This window comes from Moorena sp. SIOASIH (assembly GCF_010671925.1).
Taxonomy (GTDB): Bacteria; Cyanobacteriota; Cyanobacteriia; order Cyanobacteriales; family Coleofasciculaceae; genus Moorena.
The window spans coordinates 1,250,978-1,276,179 of sequence record NZ_JAAHIH010000004.1; the positions used below are offsets into that span (position 1 = coordinate 1,250,978).

Sequence of the window (25,202 nt, forward strand, 5' to 3'; positions counted from 1 at the left end):
AAAGGAGTAAGGTTTCAAGGGGAATGTTTTTTGATAACTAATTATCCGGACATGATATCAAACAGCTTTGAGGAGATGCACCCTGACAACAAGGCAAAAGGTAACAGGCAAAAGGCAACATTAGGAAAGAGATCTGAAGTTCCTTATTCCTTATTTCCTACTTCCTACTCCCAGCCCTATCCTTAAATTTACTCGTTAAATTTACTCGTTAAAAAAAGCGATGCTTTGCAATATCCGCTACGGTAACGCTACGCGATAAAGCGTTCGCGTAGCGTGGCCTTAGGCCTCAGCTTCCGCTAAGAGCGAACGCTTTTTTTTATTATCCCTAAAACTCCCCAAAAAAACTTTTTAAAACCCTTGACAAACTAAATTATAATCATTACAATAATCAATATAAACCTAACGAGTTCAAGTGTTTATCTATGTCAAAAGAGTTTAAGTCAAACTTCAAGAAACAACCTGTTGAGCACACTCTGAAAGGCTCTCGTGAAGCAGTAATCTATAGTATCCAAATGCTTTATAAATTGGGCTATGGGTCGATTGCGGAATGGACTCCTCTTGAGCCGACTGAGGTTCCTGGGGAAGTAATTACTAAAATGATGAAGTATTGGCTGTTGCCATAACACTTTAAATTTCTGGGGGGGTTTCCCCCCCTGGCAAAGGCTCCGGTCTGTTAGTGTAGCTTGGCCTGTGGCCAATTACATCGGATTAGATCAGGTTGGGTTTGGAAACTCATTGACATAGATCATTTAAATAGCCGTGGATAGTATTTCTACGGCTATTTTTTTTGATTTTTGAGACTTATATAAAAAGGGAATCGGGAATCGGGAATCGGGAATCGGGAATTGGTAAAAAATTATGTGTACCTTATAGTTATAAAAAACGCTAGATATCCAATAATTCTAGTAAAGCTGGGATAGCCGTAATCTCATTGGTTTTATCATCTACTTTCACTTGCTATAGACACAGCCGATGCTAACTCGCTATGGCGCTAACCACATGCAAAGCCGATTTTTCCTGGTTGCGGTCATAGGAACCCTTGATTTGTTTGCCATCAATGGGCACAACCTGTGCCCCATTATCTGTCACGAAACTATTTAACCAGCTCTTGAAGCTCTGCTCAAAAGTACTGGGGGATATTTACTCAAATACTCGCGCCTTATGTATCTGCAATGGGTACCCATTGGGTAATGGTAAAAAGGTCGATAACCAATGCTGGTGGCTGAGTCCATAGGTTTCAATGTCTTCTCATATCATGTCGGGATAATTACCCTTAATAAAAATCTCCCCATCTCCCCATCTCCCCATCTCCCCATCTCCCCACCCTCCCTCTAATTATAGGTTTCAACCTGACTTGATATCACCCCCTTGCGCCGACCATGGTGGCTAAGAGTGCAATCATCACCATACTTACAAATAGATGAAGCACACCTTGTTTCCCTCGCGGATCACTGCGGTGCGACCCCGGTCGGGAAACCCGACCTAGGGAACGCGCACCAAGAGAGAGGTTTTCACAATACTTGAGCATTTGCTGCTGAAGTTTTTGAGCATCATTAGCAGGCTGTAGTGGCAAGGATTGACTACTGGTTGCCGTTGAGTTAGGGGGTGTATCGAAGCCTTTTACCATGGGAAATCTTTATTGTTACATCGGTTTCCCTCGCATATTATGAGTTCGTTTTTCTTGCGCTTAACCTGTTTATGTAACTTGACATGTTTAACATTATTTTTGTCGTTTTGTCAAGTAGTTCATTTGTTATTAAAATTTGATCTGCTCCCTATCTGCAGAATGCTACATTCAGTCAAATTACTTAGGAAAATTCAGGGAAGTGAAACTCTGAAAGCCATCCTAATTAAGGATTTGAACGATAACTTTCTATGAGAAACTCACAAACGAGCTAAATTGCTCAAACTTTTATAGGAATTCCCATACTCATGAGGTCTTTCGTCCTGGGTTTTAGGGATCTAAGGCCGTGGGTCACGCTTACTGGCAGAGCCAGACGCTGCGCTAACGGGAACTGAGCAGGAAACAGGGAACAGGAAACACAGAAGAGGGAAGAGGGAAGAGGGCAAAAATATTGTGTACCTCATTAGGCTGAAAACTGCTATATAAGATAATCAGCTTAGCCTTAGTGGTCACCCAGTTTGACGAAGTAGGGATATTAAAGTTTAGATTGTCTTATACCAATTCTCCCTGATGTTGCGCCATATCAAACCGAACTTTAGTCACCCCTAACTTTTGGGGGGAAGGCTATAGCAGGGGTCTGTATTCGTGGCACGATTAAATTAAATAGAATAGAAATGGTATCACTGAGATAAAAGTTGTTTGTTTTGAAGGTATTGTGATGAACAAAAAATTTACTTCACTCATTAATTTGCTGCGAAAGAATTTTCTGGCTTTTCTAGTAATTTTCTTAGCTTCACTAAGCTTGTTAATTGTCAAACCAAGCACAGCGCTAGCCGCCGATGATTTGATATTTTACGAAGGTAACAGTTGTACACAAGATATAGTTTTTAGTTACGATTCTACTGTAAGTATTGATGAGAATTGTCAATCATCGGGATCGGAATGTTACGGCGATAACGATGAAGCAAGATCTTTAAAGATCTTGGGATTTGTCAATTCTGAAACTCGAGTAGAAGTCTATGATCATCCCGAGGCAGATTCTACTGATGACTTTGCAGTTATAGACATCACAGATCCAAATTTTAATGAATTTTGTGTTGAAACATTTGAAAAATCAATCGATGATAATGGTGTCGAGGTTTATGTGGCATACAAAAATGGATTAGATGGGAAGGTTTCTAATGTTAAAGTAATACCATAACTATAAGGTATTCGAAAAACATTGAAGCCTAAGGAATTTAAGTAGAAGGGCACACTAATTAAGCAGTGATCACAGACTGCCCATATGTGTTAAAAAAGTCTATCAGACTAGGTTTGAGTAATTCAGCACCTGAGAAATTGACTTATCAATGGGGAGTGTGGTCAAAACCCTGGAGTCCCTGAAGCGAGTCCGTCGGCTGATAAGATGGTGTCTTGCTTTCTCACCAATAATATAAATCCCATTATTGGTGAGAGGGCAATTCCAAAACGAGTAACTGTTGAACCACATCTGGGCTTGTAAGAGCTATAGCGGTGTTCAGACATGTTAAGTACAGTAGCAGCAATGAGTAAGCCCTCACGGGGTGACAAGGAAGTTGAAGCCTTGATATAGCTTGGTTTTAACCATATAGACCTAGGGGAAAAAATGAGCATTTGTAATAATCATCATCATAAACCGAGTAGGTATAAAAACTTCTACGAGTGATTAGCGTAATATTTACGCTAATCATGTTTATTTGTGTAAATTTAAACAAGAAATAGACACCAAAAGTTGATTGATATGATGGTAAATTTATGAATTTAATTGAGTTAAAATTAGGAAATAAAAAATAAAGCTTAATTAAACCCATCTTATATCAAGTCCGGTTGAATACTTACACTCTGCCTTCGATACACTTTTATTATGGGTATTCAACCGGACTTGATATGAAACTAGCATTGATAGACAAAGGGATGCAGCAAGGTCTTGGAGCTTTACCCCAACACCTCACTCCTCCCTCTTCTCTACTCCCGACTCCCGACTCCCGACTCCCTATTCCCGCTCCTTCTTACAAAAATCATGAGCCTTATTGTTAATCTTATCAAGAAGATCAGTTACCTCAGCCGGAGGATTAGGCATCAGATAAATTTCCGTTAATGCATCTGACCAAAGTTGTTTGTTGATGAAATAGTTAATTCGTTTCAGAGCAATCTGATCAGCACTCGCATCTTCAGCTTTCAGATTACTTTCTAATGCAGTTAAGTCAGCGGTGACTTGATTACGCTTTTCGTCATTCATTAAACGAAAACTTATATTAGTAGGACGTTCCTCTAAAGGAATTGTATTCCGCCAAAAGTAATCTTTACCTGGTTGTAGGGGTTTCCCTTGATAAACGATACTAGTAGTAGTAGGCTCTAAGGGTTGCTCCCACAATTGTTGATGAGTACGATGTTCACGCACCTCAATACCTTTCATTTCTCCTTGCCATAGGAATAGGGGTTGCTCACTCCAAATTTCTAAGCTTCCTGTCTGATCAGAATTCGGGTCAATATCTGGTAGTTTACCAGGGGTGAGCATGCAGAGAGTTTGCTCGATAGCCTTAGGATCTCTTGTGCCCCCTTTACCTTTTTTACGTCGCAATCTCTCCCAGATATCAGCCCATTTTAAGGTAACTAGCTGCCGTTGAAAGTGGGATAACTCTTGACCAGACTGAGGTCTTTTTACTATTGCTTCAAGAGGCAGTGCAGAAGAACAGAGTAGCACGACCACTGTTAGTGCCAGGGTGGATTTGTTTTGGATTATTTTAATCATAATACAGTATTTTTAAATTCGGTAAAGTACAAATTATTGGTTTTTAGGGAATCGGGAATCGGGAATCGGGAAAAAATATTGTGTACATGATAGTTATGAAAAACGCTATATTTGAGCTGATTCCAGTAAACTATTATTTACTTTTGGATTTTGCTTTAACAATAATTGTTCCCTACTCCCTACTCCCTACTCCCTACTCCCTACTCCCTACTCCCTTTGCGTAACGCTATAGATCCTAAACACTACTAAAGGCATCAAAGTAGGTAGCAGCACCTTCAAGGAGATATAAATTTGTAGTGAAATCAAGCAATAAACTAACCAATAGATCAACCAAGCATTACCTAGATTGATCAAGAATGATCCTAAATCAATTGTGATAATTTTTCTTCCCTGCTCCCTGCTCCCTGTTCCCTGTTCCCTGTTCCCTTGTTTAGGATAATCCTGTTTAATTAACCTAAATCCCTTACCTAAAACAGCGGTTAGCAAAATCATCAAGGTATTAGGAATTGGTATCACCAGATGCTGGTAAAAAAGATGGTGGGCGATGTAACTATGGGCTTCACCACCAGTAAATGATGATTTGCTATCGAACCAATCTCGCCAACCCTGTGAACCACGCCAGAAGGCTACCGGAAGGGGAAGCAGATTATTATCTTGCCCTTCTTGATCAATTCCTGCTTCTTTATATCCTCCTGAAGCAACAATCACTATGGTCTGGTTAAAGGTTATAGGACGCTTAGTTAGTTTTGCCCCCCTAACCCCCCAATTTTGGGGGGTAATGATGTCAAAGTCCCCCAGAATTGGGGGATTTAGGGGGCTCGAACAGGAGCCTAATAACTCACAAGCAGAAATTCTTTGATAAACTTGCTCTGGAGGTAGGGAATAGTCAATAATCGGTTGAAACCATTGTAAGAAATATGCGATCGCAGGACGTTTGACCCTCCCCAACCAAGCCAGTTGTGTATTGGTTTGTGTATGGGCTTGTGTATCGGAACCATTAACCAAATCAATCACTGAAGTCCTAAAGTTCTGATTACTGTCTTGAAGCTCAGGTAATCCCATAGCCAATTGAGTAGTGCCGGAATCTTGATCACGTAAACAATAGGAAAGGACTAGTAAATAGCTAAACGGACAACTTTGATCACACTTGTTGCTAGGTAACTCCACATACCAATCATAGGTTGTAATATCTCCTTCCATGGTTTGATTGAGGTTAGCAATTTTATCACTCACCCCATAATAATCAGCAGGAGGATCAGCTTCAATTGCTGCCCAAACTAACCAGGTATTATTGTTAATCGCTTCAGTAATTGATTGTCGTAACCGTTTACTATTATCTGGCTGTTGTTGGTCTTGATCTAAGATATAATCAAACCCAATTATCCTAGCATTACTGGTAACTAATTTATCTAATATACTTGCTAAGTAACCATAATCCATATACCTTCCATCCACCAATTTAACGTTGTCCTGTTCAAGAGACTTGTTATCAATTTGAACTAACCGAACTGGAGACTTAACTGGAGAAGGATTAGCTTGCCACTGCACCTGCTGAGTAACCTGACGGTAACCAGCTTGTAACAACAGACGAGATTCTAACAGTAAATCCTGACAATCTGGTATTAAACTAACGGTTAACCATGCCGATAACCAAAGGGCTTCTTTTTTAGTGGGCAACCAATTTCTGAGACTGTGCCCTAAACCAAATGGTTCCAAGCGAAACAATACTGATTGGGGATGGCGAAATAAGGTAGGGATTAAGTAAGCAGAAGGATAGGTAAGATTTTGTTGGTCTTTGAGAAAAGCACAAGCATCCCGTAGCGCTTCATGAACATCCTTATACTCAGCCAAACTGTTGAGAAATTTGACAATAAAAACTTGAGCAACCTGATTGTGAATAGGTTCTGCCATTACCGCCACTTGAGGTAAGCCTAAAGCAATTAGGGATTCCGCAATCGAGATACCATCACAAGAATTAAAAATAGCAAACTTCAGGCCATTAGCTATCCCTTGTTGGAGGGATTGTTGAATCTCATTAATTCCTAGAGAAGCATCAGGAGCAATATGTAATTCCCCACCAGTACAAGGAGTTTCATTACTATGTCCAGCAAAGAATAAAATATCCCAACCCCTAGGATTAGCAATTTCCTTAACAATTTCCTGCTTAAGACTAGTAGACTCTGTTCCTGGTTGCCAACCAATAAATTTTATGTCAGCCAGCTTAGACAGGTGAGCTAACGCCTTGCGGTCTTCTTTAAAGTCTAATCCTTTTTCATCACCCAAGATAGCCAACACTCTGGCTCGACGACGGATTGAAGGAATAATTTTATCATGACTAATTCCAGCATGGATAGTCTTAGAAACACGAGCAATCCGGATAGTTCCGAATCCGGATAAATTAGTCCTAGTAGTAGTAGTAATTTCCCAAGCTTCCCAAGGTAAGCGAGTTAATTCAGGACAGTTACAGGTGAGGATAATATCAACCCAATACCGACGATTAATAGACGAATCCGTAACTGCCTTAGCAATTTCCTCACGAATCTCATATAACTCTCCATCCCGTAACCAACTATGAAATATTGATAAAAACCTAGCTTCTGCTTCCCGCAACAGGGCAGCTGGATCTTTCTTAACTGTAATTCTACCACTTTTTGGGACTTTACCTCGCAAATTTTGGTAACAATTAATGTAAGCATATTTCCAGTCTTGGTAACCTTGATCAAGGTCTTGAGGATAATCTACTATTGCAGCAATAGTCTTACCATTTTCCCAAGATAACTCAAAGTTACATCCTGACTTGATTTTGATGACTTTAAGGTGAAAAATCTTACTTTTCATCTGACTTAGAGTAGTTGTTAATTGGCTTATAATCGTAGGGTGGGCAGTGCCTAGCAACCCCCTTTGGAAACAAATTAATCTAACTGATGCACTGCCCACCGACATGAACTAGTAAACAAGTGATTAATCCTAGGTGGGCAGTGCCTAGCAAAGCCCTTTGCAAGCTTCAAAATCTGTCTGATGCACTGCCCACCCTACATGAACTAGTAAACAAGTGATTAATCCTAGGGTGGGCAGTGCCTAGCAACTCCCTTTGCAAGCTTCAAAATCTGTCTGATGCACTGCCCACCCTACATGAACTTATAGTGATTAATCGTAGGTGGGCAGTGCCTAGCAACCCCCTTTGCAAACAAATTAATCTAACTGATGCACTGCCCACCCTACATGAACTTATAGTAGTCAGCGGTCAGCGGTCAGCGGTCAGCGGTCAGCGGTCAGAGCCGGTGGGTGGAATGGGCATCTTGCCCGTTTCATTTCCGACGGGCTGTTTCAACCAGGCGCTCAGAGGTTGAAAATCAGGGCGAGCCCTTGGGTGGTGCGTTACGGGCAGCAACCTAACACTGGCGCTCGGTGTTGAACATGACGGCAAGCCCGCCCCTAACGCACCCTACGCAACTCCCGATTCCCGACTGCTGGTGGGCAGTGCCTAACAACCCCCTTTACAAACAAATCAATCTAACTGATGCACTGCCCACCCTACATGAAATCCCGATTCCCGATTCCCGATTCCCGATTCCCTACTCCCTACTCCCTACTCCCTACTCCCTACTCCCTACTCCCTACTCCCTACTCCCTTTAAATTCAAACAACATCGACATTTGTGCTGTTTCCTCAGCAGTGGTAATTGTCGCTAGAAACTTTTCATGATTAGCCCCCACAAACTGAGTAAATAAATAGTCCTCATTAGTGCTCAATTCCTGCTGATCCAAGACCATGGTATAATCAGTAATACGCAATTTTATGCCCGAAGGTGGAGTATTACCTGGGCTAGCTCCCAGGATTAGCAATATAGTCCAATCTCCCTCTGGTTCAAACTGGGGTAATTGCCAAGTTATAGCATAAAGGCGCAGTGGAATTCCAGCTAGTTGGAAATCTCGATAACTACGGACAGCGGCAGCAGGAATTTCGATATCAATAATAGTTATAATCTCAGCTAATTCTTGGGCTGGGGTACGACTAAACCGCAATTGCGGGGAAGGTGCTGGTAATAGCTGCCAAGATAATTCTTGAGCTAGGTCATCAATTTGATTATATAACCATTGTCCCACATTAATCGCTCGTTGATTCAGGATTTCGATTACGTCTTTAATATAATCCTGACTGGGCTGTGGTATTTCTGGTAAAGGAATTTCCTGAGGAGATAGACATTGTAAATCCAGTATTAAGTCGTCTCCACTCATAGTAAACCTAGATAAAGGTATCTCATAATTATGATCAGAGTCAACAACTATATTACTAATATCTATGACTAACTGGTCGTATCGATTTACCCCTTTAATCCCAGCAATCCCTAAGTCATCATCAATCGCAATCACGACATAAAAATGAGCAGTGAATTTGGGAATAGTAACAATCCCTTGAGGCAGATTTACGAAGGGGTCACTAAATCCAAAGCTAGGAATAAGGCAAATCTTGAACTCTCCTATCTGTAGATTACACACAGCATTAATAGCTTTAGAAATAGCTTGAGATAATCCAGAGTCTCCTAACCGATTAGCTGCCCGTTCTACCCGTAAACTTGGCTCCCGTTTTGCTAGCCAATCTTCAAAGACTAGTAAGGCTAACTCTTGGAGATAGATAGCTAATGTTCCTGATGTTTCCCCTATCTGGTTAGTCATATCCAGGGCTTTTTGTTGTTGTTCTAATTCCAGGGTTAAGGTTTCCGTTAATGCTGGAAAGGCAATCATTTCTGTAGATGTATTTAGCATTTTTGTAATATATTGAGGGAACAGGGAATAGGGAGTAGGGAGTAGGGAACAGGGAATAGGGAATAGGGAATAGGGAATGGGGAACAGGCAAGAGGCAAGAGGCAAGAGGAACCCACCCCTAACCCCTCCCAGGAGGGGAAGGCAAGAGGCACCCACCCCTAACCCCTCCCAGGAGGGGAAGGCAAGAGGCAAGAGGCAAAAATTCCAATAAAATTCCCACACCCCACACCCCACACCCCACACCCTACTCCCCACTCCCCACACCCCACACCCCACACCCTACTCCCCACTCCCTGCTCCCTTTTTTAATATTTCACATAAAGTCCTAGAAAAATTACTAGAGAGTTTGTATTTGTTTTTGACAAAGGTTTCCTTCCTAGCTGCAGTCATAATTCGGTTAATTTCTTCCTCGACAAACTGACTAATTCGTTTGTCTAATTCCTTGACATCTTGTGCAGAAGCGTAGGCTTGGCCTAACTTGACGAGTTGCTGATGTAATCTTACGGAAGTGCGTCTAGCAATATCAGCCCGAAAGGCTTTCAGGTCTAGCAAGCGACTGACTTGATATTGAGCAGTTAAGCCGATTTGGGCAGCAATATTAGTCATAGTAACATGCTTACAGTGAAATAAATCCAGTGCTTCTAAAAATTGCTGATGTCTTGGCTTTTGTTGACGACTTAGATAAGCAACTCTGTTTTGAATAACCTCTTGAATAGCAGTAGTTAAACAATCCTGTAGTAATTGGTCATAGGCAGCTAATACCTCGTCTTCCTCTTGATTATTACTCCTATCATCAGCTGCTAATTGATGCTCAAATTTTCCTAAAGCTTGAGTGGGAACATTCCTGCCACGATTCTTTTTATAGTCTCGAATTAGCTGAGCTAACCGTTGTAAATCAGTAAGCACTGCTTCTGGAGATAGTTGTCCTATCAGCTGTAATTGTTCTTTCCTCGGAATTGGGTAAGGAGTTGTAAGTTTACCTAAGCCCTGTTGTTGTCGTTGTTGGTTAATTTGATTACGCTCTGCTTGCAGTTGACGTACATAAATCGTTTGATAACTTTCTAATAACTCACGATAGTGGTTAATTTCCTGAGCAGTTAGCTGATGAAAATCCGATAGAATACGGTGTAGTTTACCAGGAGTAGTTTGTTTCAGTAATAACCAATCCGTTACCTGCTCAATTCCATAGTATAGTAAAAATCGTTTCACATCCCTATGGGTTTTCACTAGTCTCTTTGTCCAGGAAAATAAGCTACTTTTATCTGGGTCAAAGGTTTGTAAACTATAAGTAATTATAGAATTATCTCCCCCTAGTTTATGCCCTTGCTCGCCCTCAGGATAACGGTCAAGGACTAATGGCAGTAGGTCATCCATGGTAAAATTATGTTGCTGACCAAATTGCTCTACTAACTGATAACAAACCTCTTTGATTTGGTGAGAAACTAAACAACGTAGACAAACCTCAGCCAGCTCAAGGTCCTCGTCTTGGGTGTGATAACGTTGCCACAGTCTGCTAATCAGTGCTTGGTCTATGGTGTCTTCATCTGTAGACAAGGTAAGAGATTGGGCACTGATAAATTCCTTAGCCTCTTCTATGGGTTTAGTTTGATGTTGACCCAAACGATTAATGTAATTGAGTGTCCAGTATTTGGCTGAGCTGGTTTTCATGAGGGAGGAGGGAGTAGGGAGTAGGGAGTAGGGAGTAGGGAATAGGGAGTAGGGAATAGGGAATAGGGAGTACGCAGCAGAGGGACTTTTGGCAACTTTACACAAGTTAATACAGCGATGCAGCGCGGTCTTGGGGAGGCAGCGCGGTCTTGGGGGTTCCCCCCATGAGCGACTGCCGTGGTTTCCCCCACTCGCTATTGCATCAAGAAGTGAGGTTTATTTTTGCCCAGGTACTTAATCTCCGCCGACAAGGGAACCAAATCTCATTCTTATCTATCTGGTAAGTATCCGACCCTATGCATTTTGTGGAAAAAACTGGGCTTGAAGTGTATAAGTTAAGGGTAGGAAGTAGGTCTGAGGAGTATTAGTGTTTTCTTGTATAGTCAGGTACATCTAAATTTTATTCCCGACTCCCGACTCCCGACTCCCGACTCCCGACTCCCGACTCCCTATTCCCTACTCCCTACTCCCTACTCCCTGCTCCCTGCTCCCTTAATAATTGCCTAGGCTCAGGAATGTCTCAGATTTTGGGTAAATCTGCCATGATACCACATCCTATTAAACTTAAGCAGGTCTTGTTTTTGGGACTTTTCACTCTCTGCCTTACCCCTGGGCAACTCCCTGTTCTGGCTAGATTCCTGAGTTTGCCAGGACTGGATCACGAACAAAACACTGTTAGCCTAGAGCAACAAGGGAGTTTAGCCCCTGGTGATGCCTTTGTTGAAGTAGACAGTAAGCAGGCAGAGGCGGACAAACTATTTAAGCAAGGACTTCGTCACATTGGTCGCAGTGAGTTCCGAAAAGCATTACAGTCAAAGCAGCAAGCATTGGTGATTTATAAACAAATCGGACACCGCCTGGGTGAAGCTCACTCCCTGGGTAATATCGGTCGTGCATACGCTAATCTGGGAGAGTACAAACAAGCAATTAATTATTACCTACCATCGATAGCTATTGCTAGGAAAATTCCAGACCGCGAGGGTGAAGCTCGCTCCCTGACTAATCTGGGGTTTGCATACGGTAATCTGGGAAACTACAAAAAAGCCATTGATTACCACCGACAATCTTTAGACATTTTTAGGGAAATCGGAAACCGCCAAGGTGAAGCTCGCTCCCTGAGTAATCTGGGTAATGCATACGAGAGTTTGGGAGACTACAAAAAAGCGATTTATTACCAGCTAAAATCGATAGCTATTGCTAGGGAAATCGAAAACCGCGAGGGTGAAGCTGGCTCCCTGGGTAATCTGGCTAATGCATACCGTCATCTGGGAGACTACGAAAAAGCGATTGATTACCAGCTACAATCCTTAGCTATTAAAAGGGAAATCCGAAACCGCCGGGGTGAAGCGTATTCTCTGGATAATCTGGGTATTGCATACGGTAATCTGGGAGACTACAAAAAAGCGATTAATTATCACCGACAATCCTTAGGGATTTTTAGGGAAATCGGACACCGCAAGGGTGAAGCTCACGCCCTAGAGAATCTCGGTATTGGATACGGTAATCTGGGAAAGTACAACAAAGCCATTGATTACCACCAACAATCCATAGCTATTGCGAGGGAAATCGGGCACCGTAAGGGTGAAGCTATCTCCCTGAATAATCTCGGTGCTACTTTCTTAGAAATAAATCAACTAGAACAAGCCCAAACTCACCTATTTAATGCCATTGAAATTTGGGAAGATATCCGCCAAGACCTGGGTAATCAAGATGATTGGAAGGTTTCTATTTTTGAAGCACAAGCTCGCACCTATCGTCTCTTACAACAGGTTTTGGTTGCTCTAGGTAAACCAAAACAAGGCTTAGAAATTTCCGAACAGGGTCGCAACCGCGCTCTGATTGATTTATTAGCCGCACGGTTATCTGAACGTCCTCAAACTAAAGCTCCTACTCTTGAAGACATTCAACGAATTGCTCAACAACAACAAGCCACTTTGGTGGAATATTCGATTGTTGATGACCAGATTTATATTTGGGTGATTGCTCCTACTGGTGAGATTACTTTCCGTAGTAATACTTTACCCCAAGATATTTCTCTGGCGGAACTAGTCAAAGTCAGTCGTATGCAGATTGGTGTCAGAGGTAGAGGTAATCAGGGCCTTGCTGATTATGGGTATGATTCCGCCCCCCTAACCCCCCAATTTTGGGGGGAACAAGACTCTCAAAGTCCCCCAAAGTTGGGGGATTTAGGGGGCTTGACCAAAACTAGACGGGGGGAACAAAACTCTCAAAGTCCCCCAAAGTTGGGGGATTTAGGGGGCTTGACCAAAACTAGACGGGGGGAACAAGACTCTCAAAGTCCCCCAAAGTTGGGGGATTTAGGGGGCTTGACCAAAACTAGACGGGGGGAACAAAACTCTCAAAGTCCCCCAAAGTTGGGGGATTTAGGGGGCTTGACCAAAACTAGACGGGGGGAACAAAACTCTCAAAGTCCCCCAAAGTTGGGGGATTTAGGGGGCTTGACCAAAACTAGACGTACGCTCATTAATACTTCAATTCAGCAACTACCTAATCAAAATGCTGCTTCACCACTAAATACTAAACTAAATACTAACAATAGTAATCTACTACAACATCCCCTACACCAACTCTACCAACTGCTGATTAATCCGATTGTTGACTTATTACCAAGAACTGCATCAGACCGTATTATTTTTATCCCCCATCAAGAACTATTTCTGGTTTCCTTTGCTGCTCTGGTAGATGATAACGGAAAGTATCTAATCGAAAACCATACCATTCTCACTGCTCCTTCGATTCAATCCCTGTGGTTCACCCGTAAACATTGGCATCGAGTCCAACACAGCCGGGGAAAACCATTGATTGTCGGGAATCCCACCATGCCCACGATTAAAATCGGACTGGAACAAAAACCCTTAACCCCTCTACTGGGTGCAGAAACAGAAGCATTAACCATTGCTCAATTGCTGAATACAAAAGCTCTGATTGGTTTGGAAGCAACAGAACCAACCATTGTGCGCAAAATGGCCAAAGCTTCGGTGATCCATTTCGCTACCCATGGTTTACTGGATGATGTCAATGGTATTGATTATCCCGGTGCGATCGCATTAGCACCTGAGGAACCAGACCATGATGGCTTTCTCACCAGTCGTGAAATTCTGATCAGTGACCAACACCGGAAACCCCCCTTATTGAACGCAAAGTTAGTGGTCCTGAGTGCTTGTGATACCGGTAGGGGTGAGATTAAAGGGGAAGGAGTAATTGGTTTATCCCGTTCTTTGATTGCGGCAGGTGTACCCAGTTTGGTGGTGTCCCTATGGAAAATACCTGATCATGATACGGTCAAGTTGATGAGGGAGTTTTACACTAATATTTACACTCACAAATTTGATAAAGCCAAAGCCATGCGAGAGGCGATGTTATCCATGCTCCATGATGGAGATGGTAATCCAGACCCCTCAGCTTGGGCGGCTTTTACTGTGATTGGCGAAGCTAGGTAGAGAATTGAGGGTGTGGGGTGTGGGGTGTGGGGTGTGGGTAGTCCGGAAATCTTGCCCCTGTTGCATGCATGCCTTTTGCCTCTTGCCTAAGGGATTTTCTGCTAACTGACGCACGGTTTTCTCAATTAATCGAGTTCTTCTAGGAATTGATCAACTGAGCAAAATTTTACTTTACCTTCCGCTAACTCTTGGTGAATTTATTGGATTTCTTGCACTAGTATTCCTCTCCGTTGTAGATGGAATCTTTTGAGAAGAGTATTGAGTAATATCTCTTGCTCTTCTAAGGACAATTTTTCAACGGTTTCAATTGCTTGCTGAAAGGCTGAGGTTTTGATCATACTTTCAAGATGATTTCCAGTTTTTTCTATTTTATCAACATCAGTCAAGTAGGATATTGATCAGGGTTGGTGTCTTGGGTTGAAGAAACGAAACCCAACCTACACTATAGGCGATCGCACTTAAAGCTCCCTACCCGAGCGATCGCACTCCCGTGACCCCACACCCCACACCCCACACCCTACTCCCTACTCCCTGCTCCCTTAATCATTGCATAGGTTCAGGAATCTCTCAGATATAGCTAAATAGGGAATAATTCAATATCCTATTATGAAACTTAAGCAGGTCTTATGGTTGGGACTTTTCACTATCTGCTTCACTCCTGGGGAATTGCCTGTTGTGGCTAGATTCCTGAGTTTACCAGCACTGGCTCAAGAACAAAACACTGTTAGCCCAGAGCAAGAAGGGACTATAGCCCCTAGTGATGCCATACTTCAAGTAGACAGTAAGCAAGCAGAGGCGGACAAACTCCTGAACCAGGGAATTAGTCACTTTCGTCGAAGTGAGTTCCCAGAAGCATACAGTCTTACCAGCAAGTATTGATGATTTATAAACAAATTGGATACCGCCTGGGTGAAGCTAAGTCCCTGACTAATCTGGGTCTTGCATACGATCATTTGGGAGACTACTTTAAAGCGATTGATTACTACCAAAAATCCTTAGTTATTGCTAGGGAAATCGGAAACCGCCTGGGTGAAGCTAAGTCCCTGGGTAATTTGGGTAATGCATACGGTCATCTGGGAGACTACAAAAAAGCACTTGATTACCACCAAAACTCCTTAGCTATTAAAAGGGAAATTGGAAACCCCCTCGGTGAAGCTAACTCCCTGAATAATCTGGGTGCTATATACCAGAGTTTGGGAGACTACTTTAAAGCGATTGATTACTACCAAAAATCCTTAGCTATTAAAAGGGAAATCGGAAACCGCGTGGGTGAAGCTAACTCCCTGAATAGTCTTGGTAGTGCATACGGTAATCTGGGAGACTACAAAAACGCCATTGATTACCAGCTACAATCCTTAGCTATTAAAAGGGAAATCGGAAACCCCCTCGGTGAAGCTAACTCCCTGAATAATCTAGGTGGTGCATACCAAAGTTTTGGAGACTACAAAAAAGCGATTGATTACTACCAAAAATCCTTAGCTATTCAAAGGGAAATCGGAAACCCCCTCGGTGAAGCTAACTCCCTGAATAATATCGGTATTGCATACGGTAATCTGGGAGACTACTTTAAAGCGATTGATTACTACCAAAAATCCTTAGCTATTAAAAGGGAAATCGGACACCGCCTGGGTGAAGCTAACTCCCTGGGTAATCTGGGTAATGCATACTATTATATGGGAGACTACTTTAAAGCAATTGATTACCACCAACAATCCATAGCTATTGCTAGGGTAATCGGACACCTCCTGGTTGAAGCTAAATCCCTAAATAATCTCAGTGCTATCTTTTTAGCAAACAATCAACTAGAATACGCCCAAAGTAACCTGTTTTATACCATTAAAGTTTGGGAAGATATCCGCAAAATACTCATTAACAAACATGATTGTAAGGTTTCTAGTTTTGAACAACAAGCTCGCAGCTATCGTCTCTTACAACAGGTTTTGGTTGCTCAAGGTAAACCAAAACAAGCCTTAGAGATTTCCGAACGGGGTCGCAACGGTGCTCTGATTGATTTATTAGGGGCACAGTTATCTGAAACTCCTCAAAAAACCAAAGCTCTTACTCTTGAAGACATTCAAGAGATTGCTCAACAACAACAAGCCACCTTGGTACAATATTCGATTGTTGATGACCAGATTTATAGTTGGGTGATTGCTCCCACTGGTGAGATTACTTTCCGTAGTAATGATTTACCCCAAGATACTACTCTGGCCAAACTAGTCAAATTTAGTCGTGAGGAGATTGGTGTCAGAGGTAGATCTAATCACAATCCTTCTTCACCACAAAACACTAAGGATGGTAATCGACTACAACAACTCTACCAATTGCTGATTAATTCAATTGTTAACTTATTACCTCATGCTCCTTCACCACTAAACCCTAACAATAGTAATCGACTACAGGAGCTCTACCAACTGCTGATTACTCCCATTGTTGACTTATTACCAACAAACCCATCAGACCGTGTTATTTTTATTCCCCATCAAGAACTATTTCTGGTGCCCTTTGCGGCTCTTCAAGATGATGACGGAAATTATTTGATCGAAAACCATACTATTCTCACTGCTCCTTCGATCCAATCCCTGTCGTTTACCCGTAAACATTGGCATCGAGTCCAAGACAGCACTGGGAAACCATTGATTGTGGGTAATCCCACCATGCCCAAAATTAAAATAGGACTGGAACAAGAACAGTTAAAGCCTTTACCGTATGCAGAAACAGAAGCATTAACCATTGCTCAATTGCTGAATACAAAAGCTCTCATTGGAGCAGAAGCAACAGAATCAACCATTGTGGAAAAAATGGCCAATGCAACGCTTATCCATTTAGCCACCCATGGTTTACTCGATGATGTCAATGGTATTGGTTATCCCGGTGCGATCGCATTAGCTCCTGAGGAACCAGACCATGATGGCTTTCTCACCAGTCGTGAAATTCTGATTGGTTACGGACTACCGGAAAAATCCTTATTGAACGCAAAGTTAGTAGTCCTGAGTGCTTGTGATACTGGTAGGGGCGAGATTAAAGGGGAAGGGGTAGTTGGTTTATCCCGTTCTTTGATTGCGGCAGGTGTACCCAGTTTGGTGGTGTCCTTATGGCAAGTGCCTGATCATGATACGGCCAAGTTGATGAAGGAGTTTTATACGAATATTTACACCCACAAATTCGATAAAGCGAAAGCTATGCGAGAGGCGATGTTATCCATGCTCAATGATGGAGATGGTAATCCAGACCCCTCAGCTTGGGCGGCTTTTACTGTGATTGGCGAAGCGAGGTAGTGGTGTCAAAAGTAAGTCATTAATCCTTGGTGGGCACTGTAGCGGTTTTGGTGAATCACTACAGTAGCTTCAGGCTAAACACATATATTAATGGTCGCCATCGCTTGTTCTTAGGGGGCGATCGCATCCCCGGAATCCGCCTTTAATCAAACCTAGTTCTAATCACCGAAACAGACAGGAAAGTGTAGGATAATATTGATACTGACTTTTTACCGTTCTGAGTTTTTGAACATGGATAGACTTACTAAAAGTAGTGTAAATCTACTCAACTCTATTTTCGTTTCGTCAATTGCATTAGGATTAACTGTTTTGACAGGAACATCTGCGCAAGCACTAAGCTTGAAGGTGACAGTACAGAATACATCGGTGGAACAAGGTGTTTTCTTTAGCCCTTTTTGGTTTGGTTTTCATGATGGGAGCTTTGATACTTTTACCCCTGGAGAGAAGGCTTCTCTCCCATTAGAGATTATTGCTGAAGACGGAATTGTTGGTTTAGAAGGAATCACTCCAGAGTTTGAAGAATTAGCTAACTTAGCGACATTTTTTGGAGCTACACTGCCTGCACCAGAGGACACTTTGGCCGGCTTGTTTGCTGCTTCGGAACCGGATGGATTACAAAGCATCGCATTTGCCAACGTTTTTGGGTTTGGAGGAGGTAGTGAATTTTCCTTTTTCGTCGATATCGATCCTACTATTCAGACCTCTGTCAGTTATGCTGCAATGGTTGTTCCCTCCCATGATGGCTTTGTTGGCGATGTAGACCCCATAACACTCTTCTCCCCCGATGGGGTTTTTCTACCTCAAAAAATTGAAATTCGGGGTGCTGATGTGTTTGATGCGGGGACGGAGGAAAACATAGAAGATATAAATACTACACCAATTGTATTCGATCCACCAGAGAGATTTTTTGGAGCTGTTCGTCAGGGAAAACCAGAAGATGCATTGATTAGGACACATCCCCTACTTAAAGAGCCTGGACAAGGAGGATTCCTCGATTTACCGAATTATGTAAATGGTGATTTTACCCGAAACCCAAACGAAATATATGCTCTTATCAATATTGAGCAGGTATCAGTACCTGAACCAACTTCTACTTTCAGCTTACTAGCCATCGGTCTACTAGGCGTGACCTCAATGTTCAAGCGCAAACTAAAGCCTTGCAATTAGGTAGCGAAAAAGCGAGATAAACTGGCGTTGCTGAATCAAGTAATAGACCTCTTGCAAAAGTAGGACCTAGGGTGTGTGAGGGACGGGCTGGCCATGATTTTCCGCCTCTGTGCATTGGTTAGAACCCCCGTCCCGTAACGCACCACCGGGTCAAACAGTAACTGCTCCCTGTTCCCTGTTCCCTATTCCCTGTTCCCTGTTCCCTATTCCCTGTTCCCTACTCCCTACTCCCTACTCCCTACTCCCAAATAATCAACGTCCCAAATCATGGAGGGCATTAATCGCTGCAGCACACTGTTGGGTCACAGCTTGCAATTCATCTCGGTTACTAGAACTAGGAGGAGCAATCACCTTACCAATGCGCACGGTTAAAGGTACAGACCGTGGCATCAAAGAACCTTTTTTTACAATTGCTTGACTTCCCCACAAGGTAACCGGCAGCAGGGGGGCTTGGGCTTGGGCAGCAATCCAGGCGGCACCAAGCTTGGGGTTATGAATCCGAGCATCCCGTGTCCTGGTGCCATCCAAATACAGACCAACGGCCCAGCCATTGTCGAGGCAATCGAGAGCAGAACGCAGGGCACTCCGGTCTGCTGAGCCTCGCTTAACCGGGTAAGCACCATACAATTGAATCGCCTGTTTCAGGACTGGGACACGAAACAATTCTTCCTTGGCCATAAAGGCTACTGGACGTCCCACACAATTAGATAAAATCGGTGGGTCAAAGTCACTAGCATGGTTACTCACCACCACCAGGGGGCCCGAGGTGGGTACATGTTTAGCACCATAAATGCGACCCCGGAAATAGGTATGGATTAAAGGGCTAACCACTGACCACTTCAAGGCGTGATACAGCAGCAGACTGGGAAATGGTTCGCGGCTTCTAGTCACAGTGAATCGATTGGTGGATTTGGATGGTTTGGTTTCTAGTTTACTATTTGGGGGAAGGGAACAGGGAATCGGGAATCGGGAATCGGGAACAGGGAGTAGGGAGCAGGGAAAAAATAGGTGTGTTTACTTTATTAATATGAGAACCTAATATGAGAACCGCTATATATCAATTGTTTGGTGTGGAAGAAATTGAGGTGGGAGTAAGCTGATGAGTAATATCCCAATACCTCCGTATCTCCCTATCTCTCTGTTCCCTGTTCCCTATCTCCCTATTCCCTTTGAGCAATTTAGGTATCCCAATCTAAATGCTGAACAGCTTACTGTAAATGTAATCCGCCATCAATGGGTAAAGCGACTCCTGTAATAAAAGCAGCTTTCGGAGAACATAAAAAAGCAACCACTTGACCAACTTCTGTTGGGGAACACCAACGTTGCATAGGCGTACTTTTAATTCTTTTTTGCATCATTTCGCTATCTACTCCGCCAGAGTTGGCCGTAACAGCATTCCAAGCTTCTGTTTTGGTAAAACCAGGAATAACGACATTAACAGTAATCTGCCTTGAAGCTAAAAGTTTGGCATAGTATCGGGTTAAAAATTCCACCACTGTTTTTCCGGTTCCTGGCATAATATAACTGAGTTTTGGGGTTTGATTCATGTTACATCCAGGGGAAGACGTTGCTACAATATAACCTTGACCATCTTCCATGTATTTAACCGCTTTTTCTACACAACGAATGAAGCATTTAGGGTAGACATTTTGATAGTATTCATAGGCCGCTAAACTGCTTAAGTTACCATCCCCCAATAATAGACGTTGAGAATTAGCAGCTAATTCGGCTTGCTCTGATGCTGGAGACGTTGTCATTCCTACATACAATCCAGCATTATGGATTAGTGCTGTTAATTTACCACCAAAATTGTTTTCTAAACAATCAAAAAACTTGTCTACGGTTTCTGCTTGAGCAACATCACCTTGGACAGTATAAACCTTAACTCCATAATCAGACTCTAAGGTTTTTTTACTATTAGCTGCTGCTGTTTCATTGCTATTAAAGCCAAGAATTAGATCATATCCATCAGCGGCAAGTTGCTCAGAGATGCCGAAACCAATCCCACGAGTTCCTCCGGTAACAATAGCTACTTTTGATGACATCTTTTTAGTATTCTTGATTAATCTAGATTATAGCGGTTTGCAATTGGGTGAGGTACTTTCGTTCTAGGTTTTAGGGAGTAGGGAACAGGGAATAGGGAATAGGGAACAGGGAAAAAATAGGTGTGTGTAATTCATTAATATGAGAACCGCTATATCTCAATTGGTTGGTGTGGAAGAAATTGAGGTGGGAGTAAGCTGATGAGTAATATCGCCATACCTCCCTACTCCCTACTCCCTACTCCCTACTCCCTACTCCCTACTCCCTACTCCCTACTCCCGATTCCCTACTCCCTACTCCCTACTCCCTAAATTTCATCCCAACCACTGACCCCAGAAGACATCACATAACTAGTTACGCTAGCTTCAAAGAAATTGGCTTTAGTATGAGCATCTTTTTTAGTATCAGAAAAACGCTCTAAGTGACTGTAGGGACTCTTTTGATAGTTTTCGCCCTGGTAAAGGGGTTCTAATCCAATAGAACGTAGCCTGATATTGGCCAGATACTTGGTATAATGTTCAGTACTCCGTTCAGTAATCCCTAAAATATCGTTACCAACAATATGATTAGTCCAGCGACATTCATGCTCCACTGCTGTGGCAAACATTTCATAAATTTGGTCCCTGGAATAGGGAAATACGTCCATAGCCATGGGGATTAATTTTTGATAAAGCCGGACATGACTCAGTTCATCTCGATTAATCATTTTAAAAATGTCAGCTGAGCCTGGCATCAGCATCCTAGAGGCGAGATTGTAGAAGTAAATAAACCCATTATAGAAGTACATTCCTTCTAATAAAAAGTCAGCCAGTAAGGAAACAAAATAGTTTTCTGGGGTGGGATTATCAACATACCTTTGATAGAAACTTGCGACAAATTCGCATCTATCCCTGAGCACTTTATCAGTGCGCCAGAATTCATATACTCTACTTCTATGTTCAGTAGGGATAACGGTTTCAATGATATATTGATAACTTTGATTGTGCATCCCTTCCTGAGAAATTTGTTCCGCCATACACAGACTAACTTCTGGGGCAGTAATGCTACTTTTTATGTGAGGAATGTTGCAGGTTTGAACGGAATCTAAAAAGGTTAAATAGGAGAGAATCCCATCATAAGCATAACGTTCTGCTGGCGTTAAATTGGAGTAGTCTGTTACATCTTGAGTTAGGTCTAGTTTCTGGGGAATCCAGAAATTCTCCCGCATCTGTTGATACAACCCAATTGCCCAAGCATAACGGACATCATTGAGTTGCATCAAGTTAGTGGTGTTACCAAACCAAATTGAACGGTGTTCAGTTTTATCATCCCCATCTGGATTAAAGATAGGGTTAATTGGCATTGTAGTTAGCATTTTTATAGGGAATAGGGAGTAGGGAGTAGGGAGTAGGGAGTAGGGAATCGGGAATCGGGAATCGGGAGTCGGGAGTCGGGAGTCGGGAGGGTGGGGAGGGTGGGGAGCAACAGCATTCAGCTATCAGCTATCAGCTATCAGCCAGCCATCAGCTATCAGCTATCAGCTTGTGAATAACACAGGTCAGCATTCGTATAATCTGAGTGAAGTCACAGGCTGGAAGCCTGTTCCACAAAGCTGACCACTGACCGATGCTTCACAGGCTGGAAGCCTGTTCTACAAAGCTGACCACTGACCGATGCTTCACAGGCTGGAAGCCTGTTCTACAAAGCTGACCGCTGACCGATGCTTCACAGGCTGGAAGCCTGTTCTACAAAGCTGACCGCTGACCGATGCTTCACAGGCTGGAAGCCTGTTCCACAGAATCACTAATTAGCGCAAGCGATACAAGTGTTGTCTAATTCTTTGAAGTTGTCACGCTGGACGGTTCGGATATAATAGACGGCTTTACATCCTAATTCCCAGGCCATGACTAGGGTTTCATAGATGTCTTTGGCTTTAAGGGTGCGTTCAGGTTCGTCTGGGAAATAGACTCCTTGGTTTAAGTTAAATAACAATTCCATGGAAATCCCAGTATCAATCCATTGCTGGATAGTGGCGACGGCTTTAACAACTTTTTTCTGATCAAAGTTTTTGTTTTCGTGGTATAACCAAAAATTGTCTTTAATAAAGGGTGGGGCAATGGGTACAGTGCCTTTTGCCCATTTGTCATAGAAGAATTTGCTGTGAACTGGTAAGACACTAGCGGTACATCCTTGTACTAGGGATGAGGATGTATTGGGTGCGATCGCAGTAATATGAGAATTGCGAATCCCAAATTGTTGAATATCCTGAGATAGGGTTACCCAACGCTCTGGATGCTGGGATTTTTTTACAAACCATTCCACTGGTTTAGCACCAATTAGCTTACCTTTACTCCACTCACTACCATCGAAAGCAGCATAAGCACCACGTTCGATAGCCAGTTCCATAGATGCATGGGTGCAGTAGTAGCCAATATCCTCAAATAAGTTACTAATTTCTTTGAGGTTGTTATAGGTTAGCCACCGTTTAGCTAACCAATCGGCTAATCCCATACAACCTACTCCGATGGTGCGGTATTTGTGATTGTGGCTATGGGCTGCTTTAAAAGGAGGAGTGGTTAAATCAATCGTGTTATCGAGAATCCGCACTGCTAGACGACAGATATTGGGCAATTCAGTTTCCTCAATATTGGCGAGATTGATTGAGTCCAAATTGCAACAGTGAGCAGCATTGCCAATTTCGACATTAGAGAAACTTTCGGTACAAAGATTTACCGCTGGGATGTAGCCCTGGTGTTGATTAGGATTAGCGCGGTTAATGGTATCCTTGAACGCCAAGTAAGGCATTCCGGTCTCTACTTGCGATCGCATAATCGTCTTGAAGAGTTCCCGAGCATTGACGGTCTTGTAGAGAGTCAGGGTTTCTCCGATGGCTGCTTCAATAGTTTGATAGGCGCTTTCAAACTCTTCTGCCCACAGTTGAGATAGCTCAATGCCTAGCTTGATCCGTACTTCATAGGGATCGATTAACGTCCAGTCTTCTTTATTGACCACCCGACGCATAAACTCATCGGGAATCACCAATTGGGGAAAGATATCATAAGCCTTGCGGCGGGGATCGCCATTTTCCGCTTGCATCTCCAGAAACTCTGGCACATCGAGATGCCACACATCTACACTAACGGTGACTGCCCCTGCCCGACGGCCCCCTTGATTAACTGCGATCGCAGTATCGTTAAGCAGTTTAATCCAAGGAATCACCCCTCCCGAAGCATTGGCTTTGCCCATCACCCAGCTACCGGTTGAGCGAATCCGGCTGACATTGACCCCAACACCACCACCGTTTTTGGAGATTCTGGCGGTATCAGTAATTCCTTCAAAGATGCTTTCCAGGTTGTCATCAATGCTAGTGATAAAACAGGAAGACAGAGACCCCTTAGGAATTCTGAGATTAGCCAGGATCGGGGTAGCTAGAGATATTTTCCGTTGTGCGATCGCTTCATAAAATCGCCTTGCCCAACTTAGTCTATCTTCCGGCACTTCCACTGACCCTAGCAGCAGAGCACAAGTTAAAAATGCCTCTTGGGGCAACTCATCCCCTAGGAGATACCGACGAGTTAGCAGTACAGCTCCTGCATAATCATAATCCGTGTCCCAATCCGGATTAATCCAAGAACCTGCTTCTTTTAGCTCCTCAGTCGTATAGGTTAAGATACTGGGGTCATATTGACCAGACTCTACTTTGGAGCGAACAGTTCTAGGGTAGTCACCGTACTCATAACCACGGTTTACCAGGGTGTCTTTCCAGATACTCCAGATCTGCAGTCGTCCTGCTACATAGCGCCAGTCAGGCTGATCAGGACTACACATTTCCAGGGCACAGTTGATCAAGTTATCCTGAATCTCTCTGGTGGTAACACCATCACGCAAGCGAGTAGTGAGTCCGGCTTCTAGAGTGATCGGATTCACATCCTTGCCAGCACAAGCCCACTCAACAACAGCACGAATTTTGGAAATATCAAGGGAAGTCAGAGAACCATCCCGTCTGATCACCTTAATATTCCCTTGATTTTGAGTTATGGATGTTGCCGATAGGGTTTGTTGCATTTTCACTGGTTGGGCAGAATATTAGATTTAACACACCATGACTTGCTAACCCCAAGGTACAACACTACCACTAGGGTTAACTATTTAATTCACAAGCTCTACTATACTAAATCTGGAGTGATTTGGCTTATATTTTTTGCCGACAGGATTTGTGGCATTTTCACTCGTTGCTCAGAATCTTAGATATAATACAATATTGCTTGCTAACCCCAAGGTACAACACTACCAATAGGGTTAACTATTTAATTCCCAAGCTCTACTATACTAAATCTAGAGTAAGTATGGCTGTTAAATTTATCAACTTTTGTAAGTAACTGACGAAGTAAATCCGCACACCTCCAACATCTGCCGCGCCCCGCTCTGTTTCCCTGTTTTACTCAT

Annotated in this window: 24 protein-coding genes; 11 read left to right on the plus strand and 13 right to left on the minus strand. The window is 42.9% G+C overall.

What is annotated here, in order from left to right; translation table 11 throughout:
* Positions 1–422 precede the first annotated feature (422 nt).
* Complete coding sequence (locus tag F6J90_RS26840) at positions 423–623, plus strand: hypothetical protein (RefSeq protein ID WP_293100510.1); 201 nt, start codon at positions 423–425, stop codon at positions 621–623.
* A gap of 737 nt (positions 624–1,360) precedes the next feature.
* Here the strand turns inward: F6J90_RS26840 and F6J90_RS26845 are convergent.
* Together F6J90_RS26845 and F6J90_RS26850 are read right to left on the minus strand one after the other, a co-directional pair.
* Complete coding sequence (locus tag F6J90_RS26845; RefSeq protein WP_293100512.1) at positions 1,361–1,627, minus strand: hypothetical protein; 267 nt, start codon at positions 1,625–1,627, stop codon at positions 1,361–1,363.
* A 335-nt stretch (positions 1,628–1,962) separates the two neighbouring features.
* A complete protein-coding gene (locus tag F6J90_RS26850) occupies positions 1,963–2,088 on the minus strand; it encodes a hypothetical protein (protein WP_293100515.1) in 126 nt (41 codons plus the stop codon).
* A gap of 254 nt (positions 2,089–2,342) precedes the next feature.
* Here F6J90_RS26850 and F6J90_RS26855 point away from each other — a divergent pair, with 254 nt between their 5' ends.
* Together F6J90_RS26855 and F6J90_RS26860 are read left to right on the plus strand one after the other, a co-directional pair.
* Positions 2,343–2,825, plus strand: a complete 483-nt coding sequence (locus F6J90_RS26855) for a hypothetical protein (protein WP_293100518.1) — start codon at positions 2,343–2,345, stop codon at positions 2,823–2,825.
* Positions 2,826–3,529: 704 nt separating this feature from the next.
* Positions 3,530–3,679: a hypothetical protein gene (locus tag F6J90_RS26860; RefSeq protein ID WP_293100521.1), complete on the plus strand. Its 150-nt coding sequence runs from the start codon at positions 3,530–3,532 to the stop codon at positions 3,677–3,679.
* On the opposite strand, the gene F6J90_RS26865 is transcribed toward F6J90_RS26860, so the two are convergent.
* Complete coding sequence (locus F6J90_RS26865; RefSeq protein ID WP_293100524.1) at positions 3,636–4,394, minus strand: hypothetical protein; 759 nt, start codon at positions 4,392–4,394, stop codon at positions 3,636–3,638. The genes F6J90_RS26860 and F6J90_RS26865 overlap by 44 nt on opposite strands.
* Before the next feature lie 80 nt (positions 4,395–4,474).
* On the opposite strand from F6J90_RS26865, the gene F6J90_RS26870 reads away from it, so the two are divergent.
* Entirely contained in the window at positions 4,475–4,618 is a 144-nt protein-coding gene (locus F6J90_RS26870) for a hypothetical protein (RefSeq protein ID WP_293100526.1), read from the plus strand.
* Here the strand turns inward: F6J90_RS26870 and F6J90_RS26875 are convergent.
* Positions 4,602–7,232 carry a CHAT domain-containing protein gene (locus F6J90_RS26875; RefSeq protein ID WP_293100529.1) on the minus strand — a complete coding sequence of 877 codons (2,631 nt, stop codon included), beginning with the start codon at positions 7,230–7,232 and terminating at the stop codon, positions 4,602–4,604. The genes F6J90_RS26870 and F6J90_RS26875 overlap by 17 nt on opposite strands.
* 236 nt (positions 7,233–7,468) lie before the next feature.
* Here F6J90_RS26875 and F6J90_RS26880 point away from each other — a divergent pair, with 236 nt between their 5' ends.
* Complete coding sequence (locus tag F6J90_RS26880) at positions 7,469–7,744, plus strand: hypothetical protein (RefSeq protein WP_293100532.1); 276 nt, start codon at positions 7,469–7,471, stop codon at positions 7,742–7,744.
* 267 nt (positions 7,745–8,011) lie between these two features.
* On the opposite strand, the gene F6J90_RS26885 is transcribed toward F6J90_RS26880, so the two are convergent.
* From F6J90_RS26885 to F6J90_RS26900, 4 genes are read right to left on the minus strand one after another with little or no spacing between them, the layout of a single operon-like run.
* On the minus strand, positions 8,012–9,160 hold the full coding sequence (locus tag F6J90_RS26885) for a DUF1822 family protein (RefSeq protein WP_366513890.1): 1,149 nt from the start codon (positions 9,158–9,160) through the stop codon (positions 8,012–8,014).
* On the minus strand, positions 9,154–9,312 hold the full coding sequence (locus F6J90_RS26890; protein ID WP_293100535.1) for a hypothetical protein: 159 nt from the start codon (positions 9,310–9,312) through the stop codon (positions 9,154–9,156). The genes F6J90_RS26885 and F6J90_RS26890 overlap by 7 nt, the downstream gene beginning before the upstream one ends.
* A gap of 6 nt (positions 9,313–9,318) precedes the next feature.
* Positions 9,319–9,450, minus strand: coding sequence for a hypothetical protein (locus F6J90_RS26895; RefSeq protein WP_293100537.1), 132 nt, complete (start codon positions 9,448–9,450; stop codon positions 9,319–9,321).
* Entirely contained in the window at positions 9,440–10,933 is a 1,494-nt protein-coding gene (locus F6J90_RS26900) for a hypothetical protein (protein WP_293100540.1), read from the minus strand. The genes F6J90_RS26895 and F6J90_RS26900 overlap by 11 nt, the downstream gene beginning before the upstream one ends.
* 270 nt (positions 10,934–11,203) lie before the next feature.
* Between F6J90_RS26900 and F6J90_RS26905 the strand changes: the two genes are divergently transcribed.
* Both F6J90_RS26905 and F6J90_RS26910 read left to right on the plus strand, forming a co-directional pair.
* Positions 11,204–11,335, plus strand: a complete 132-nt coding sequence (locus tag F6J90_RS26905; protein WP_293100543.1) for a hypothetical protein — start codon at positions 11,204–11,206, stop codon at positions 11,333–11,335.
* Between the two features lie 35 nt (positions 11,336–11,370).
* Entirely contained in the window at positions 11,371–14,289 is a 2,919-nt protein-coding gene (locus F6J90_RS26910) for a CHAT domain-containing tetratricopeptide repeat protein (protein WP_293100546.1), read from the plus strand.
* Positions 14,290–14,486: 197 nt separating this feature from the next.
* Here F6J90_RS26910 and F6J90_RS26915 read toward each other — a convergent pair whose 3' ends face one another.
* On the minus strand, positions 14,487–14,627 hold the full coding sequence (locus tag F6J90_RS26915; protein WP_293100549.1) for a hypothetical protein: 141 nt from the start codon (positions 14,625–14,627) through the stop codon (positions 14,487–14,489).
* A 268-nt stretch (positions 14,628–14,895) separates the two neighbouring features.
* Here F6J90_RS26915 and F6J90_RS26920 point away from each other — a divergent pair, with 268 nt between their 5' ends.
* The 3 genes from F6J90_RS26920 (at position 14,896) to F6J90_RS26930 (ending at position 18,734) form a co-directional block, all read left to right on the plus strand.
* A complete protein-coding gene (locus F6J90_RS26920; RefSeq protein ID WP_293100552.1) occupies positions 14,896–15,168 on the plus strand; it encodes a hypothetical protein in 273 nt (90 codons plus the stop codon).
* Positions 15,168–17,567: a CHAT domain-containing tetratricopeptide repeat protein gene (locus F6J90_RS26925; protein ID WP_293100555.1), complete on the plus strand. Its 2,400-nt coding sequence runs from the start codon at positions 15,168–15,170 to the stop codon at positions 17,565–17,567. Before F6J90_RS26920 ends, F6J90_RS26925 begins: the two co-directional genes overlap by 1 nt.
* Before the next feature lie 231 nt (positions 17,568–17,798).
* Complete coding sequence (locus F6J90_RS26930) at positions 17,799–18,734, plus strand: spondin domain-containing protein (RefSeq protein ID WP_293100558.1); 936 nt, start codon at positions 17,799–17,801, stop codon at positions 18,732–18,734.
* Between the two features lie 252 nt (positions 18,735–18,986).
* On the opposite strand, the gene F6J90_RS26935 is transcribed toward F6J90_RS26930, so the two are convergent.
* The gene (locus F6J90_RS26935) at positions 18,987–19,625 is read right to left on the minus strand and encodes a lysophospholipid acyltransferase family protein (RefSeq protein WP_293100561.1); all 639 of its coding nucleotides are present in this window, start codon (positions 19,623–19,625) and stop codon (positions 18,987–18,989) included.
* Between the two features lie 208 nt (positions 19,626–19,833).
* Between F6J90_RS26935 and F6J90_RS26940 the strand changes: the two genes are divergently transcribed.
* Positions 19,834–19,989 (plus strand): hypothetical protein, encoded by a 156-nt coding sequence (locus F6J90_RS26940; RefSeq protein WP_293100564.1) that lies wholly within the window; start codon positions 19,834–19,836, stop codon positions 19,987–19,989.
* On the opposite strand, the gene F6J90_RS26945 is transcribed toward F6J90_RS26940, so the two are convergent.
* The 3 genes from F6J90_RS26945 to F6J90_RS26955 form a co-directional block, all read right to left on the minus strand.
* Entirely contained in the window at positions 19,943–20,779 is an 837-nt protein-coding gene (locus F6J90_RS26945; protein WP_293100566.1) for an SDR family oxidoreductase, read from the minus strand. The two genes, F6J90_RS26940 and F6J90_RS26945, sit on opposite strands and share 47 nt — an antisense overlap.
* A 305-nt stretch (positions 20,780–21,084) precedes the next feature.
* Positions 21,085–22,119, minus strand: a complete 1,035-nt coding sequence (locus tag F6J90_RS26950; protein ID WP_293100569.1) for a ribonucleotide-diphosphate reductase subunit beta — start codon at positions 22,117–22,119, stop codon at positions 21,085–21,087.
* A 440-nt stretch (positions 22,120–22,559) separates the two neighbouring features.
* A complete protein-coding gene (locus F6J90_RS26955; RefSeq protein WP_293100572.1) occupies positions 22,560–24,821 on the minus strand; it encodes a ribonucleoside-diphosphate reductase subunit alpha in 2,262 nt (753 codons plus the stop codon).
* Between the last annotated feature and the right edge of the window lie 381 nt (positions 24,822–25,202).

Excerpts from the sequence above, each read along its gene's own strand:
- F6J90_RS26840 (WP_293100510.1), top strand. The coding sequence starts at position 423 with ATGTCAAAAGAGTTTAAGTCAAACTTCAAGAAACAACCTGTTGAGCAC.
- F6J90_RS26845 (WP_293100512.1), bottom strand. The coding sequence starts at position 1,627 with ATGGTAAAAGGCTTCGATACACCCCCTAACTCAACGGCAACCAGTAGT.
- F6J90_RS26850 (WP_293100515.1), bottom strand. The coding sequence starts at position 2,088 with ATGAGGTACACAATATTTTTGCCCTCTTCCCTCTTCCCTCTTCTGTGT.
- F6J90_RS26855 (WP_293100518.1), top strand. The coding sequence starts at position 2,343 with ATGAACAAAAAATTTACTTCACTCATTAATTTGCTGCGAAAGAATTTT.
- F6J90_RS26860 (WP_293100521.1), top strand. The coding sequence starts at position 3,530 with ATGAAACTAGCATTGATAGACAAAGGGATGCAGCAAGGTCTTGGAGCT.
- F6J90_RS26865 (WP_293100524.1), bottom strand. The coding sequence starts at position 4,394 with ATGATTAAAATAATCCAAAACAAATCCACCCTGGCACTAACAGTGGTC.
- F6J90_RS26875 (WP_293100529.1), bottom strand. The coding sequence starts at position 7,232 with ATGAAAAGTAAGATTTTTCACCTTAAAGTCATCAAAATCAAGTCAGGA.
- F6J90_RS26885 (WP_366513890.1), bottom strand. The coding sequence starts at position 9,160 with ATGCTAAATACATCTACAGAAATGATTGCCTTTCCAGCATTAACGGAA.
- F6J90_RS26910 (WP_293100546.1), top strand. The coding sequence starts at position 11,371 with ATGATACCACATCCTATTAAACTTAAGCAGGTCTTGTTTTTGGGACTT.
- F6J90_RS26915 (WP_293100549.1), bottom strand. The coding sequence starts at position 14,627 with ATGATCAAAACCTCAGCCTTTCAGCAAGCAATTGAAACCGTTGAAAAA.
- F6J90_RS26920 (WP_293100552.1), top strand. The coding sequence starts at position 14,896 with ATGAAACTTAAGCAGGTCTTATGGTTGGGACTTTTCACTATCTGCTTC.
- F6J90_RS26925 (WP_293100555.1), top strand. The coding sequence starts at position 15,168 with ATGATTTATAAACAAATTGGATACCGCCTGGGTGAAGCTAAGTCCCTG.
- F6J90_RS26930 (WP_293100558.1), top strand. The coding sequence starts at position 17,799 with ATGGATAGACTTACTAAAAGTAGTGTAAATCTACTCAACTCTATTTTC.
- F6J90_RS26940 (WP_293100564.1), top strand. The coding sequence starts at position 19,834 with ATGAGTAATATCCCAATACCTCCGTATCTCCCTATCTCTCTGTTCCCT.
- F6J90_RS26945 (WP_293100566.1), bottom strand. The coding sequence starts at position 20,779 with ATGTCATCAAAAGTAGCTATTGTTACCGGAGGAACTCGTGGGATTGGT.
- F6J90_RS26950 (WP_293100569.1), bottom strand. The coding sequence starts at position 22,119 with ATGCCAATTAACCCTATCTTTAATCCAGATGGGGATGATAAAACTGAA.
- F6J90_RS26955 (WP_293100572.1), bottom strand. The coding sequence starts at position 24,821 with ATGCAACAAACCCTATCGGCAACATCCATAACTCAAAATCAAGGGAAT.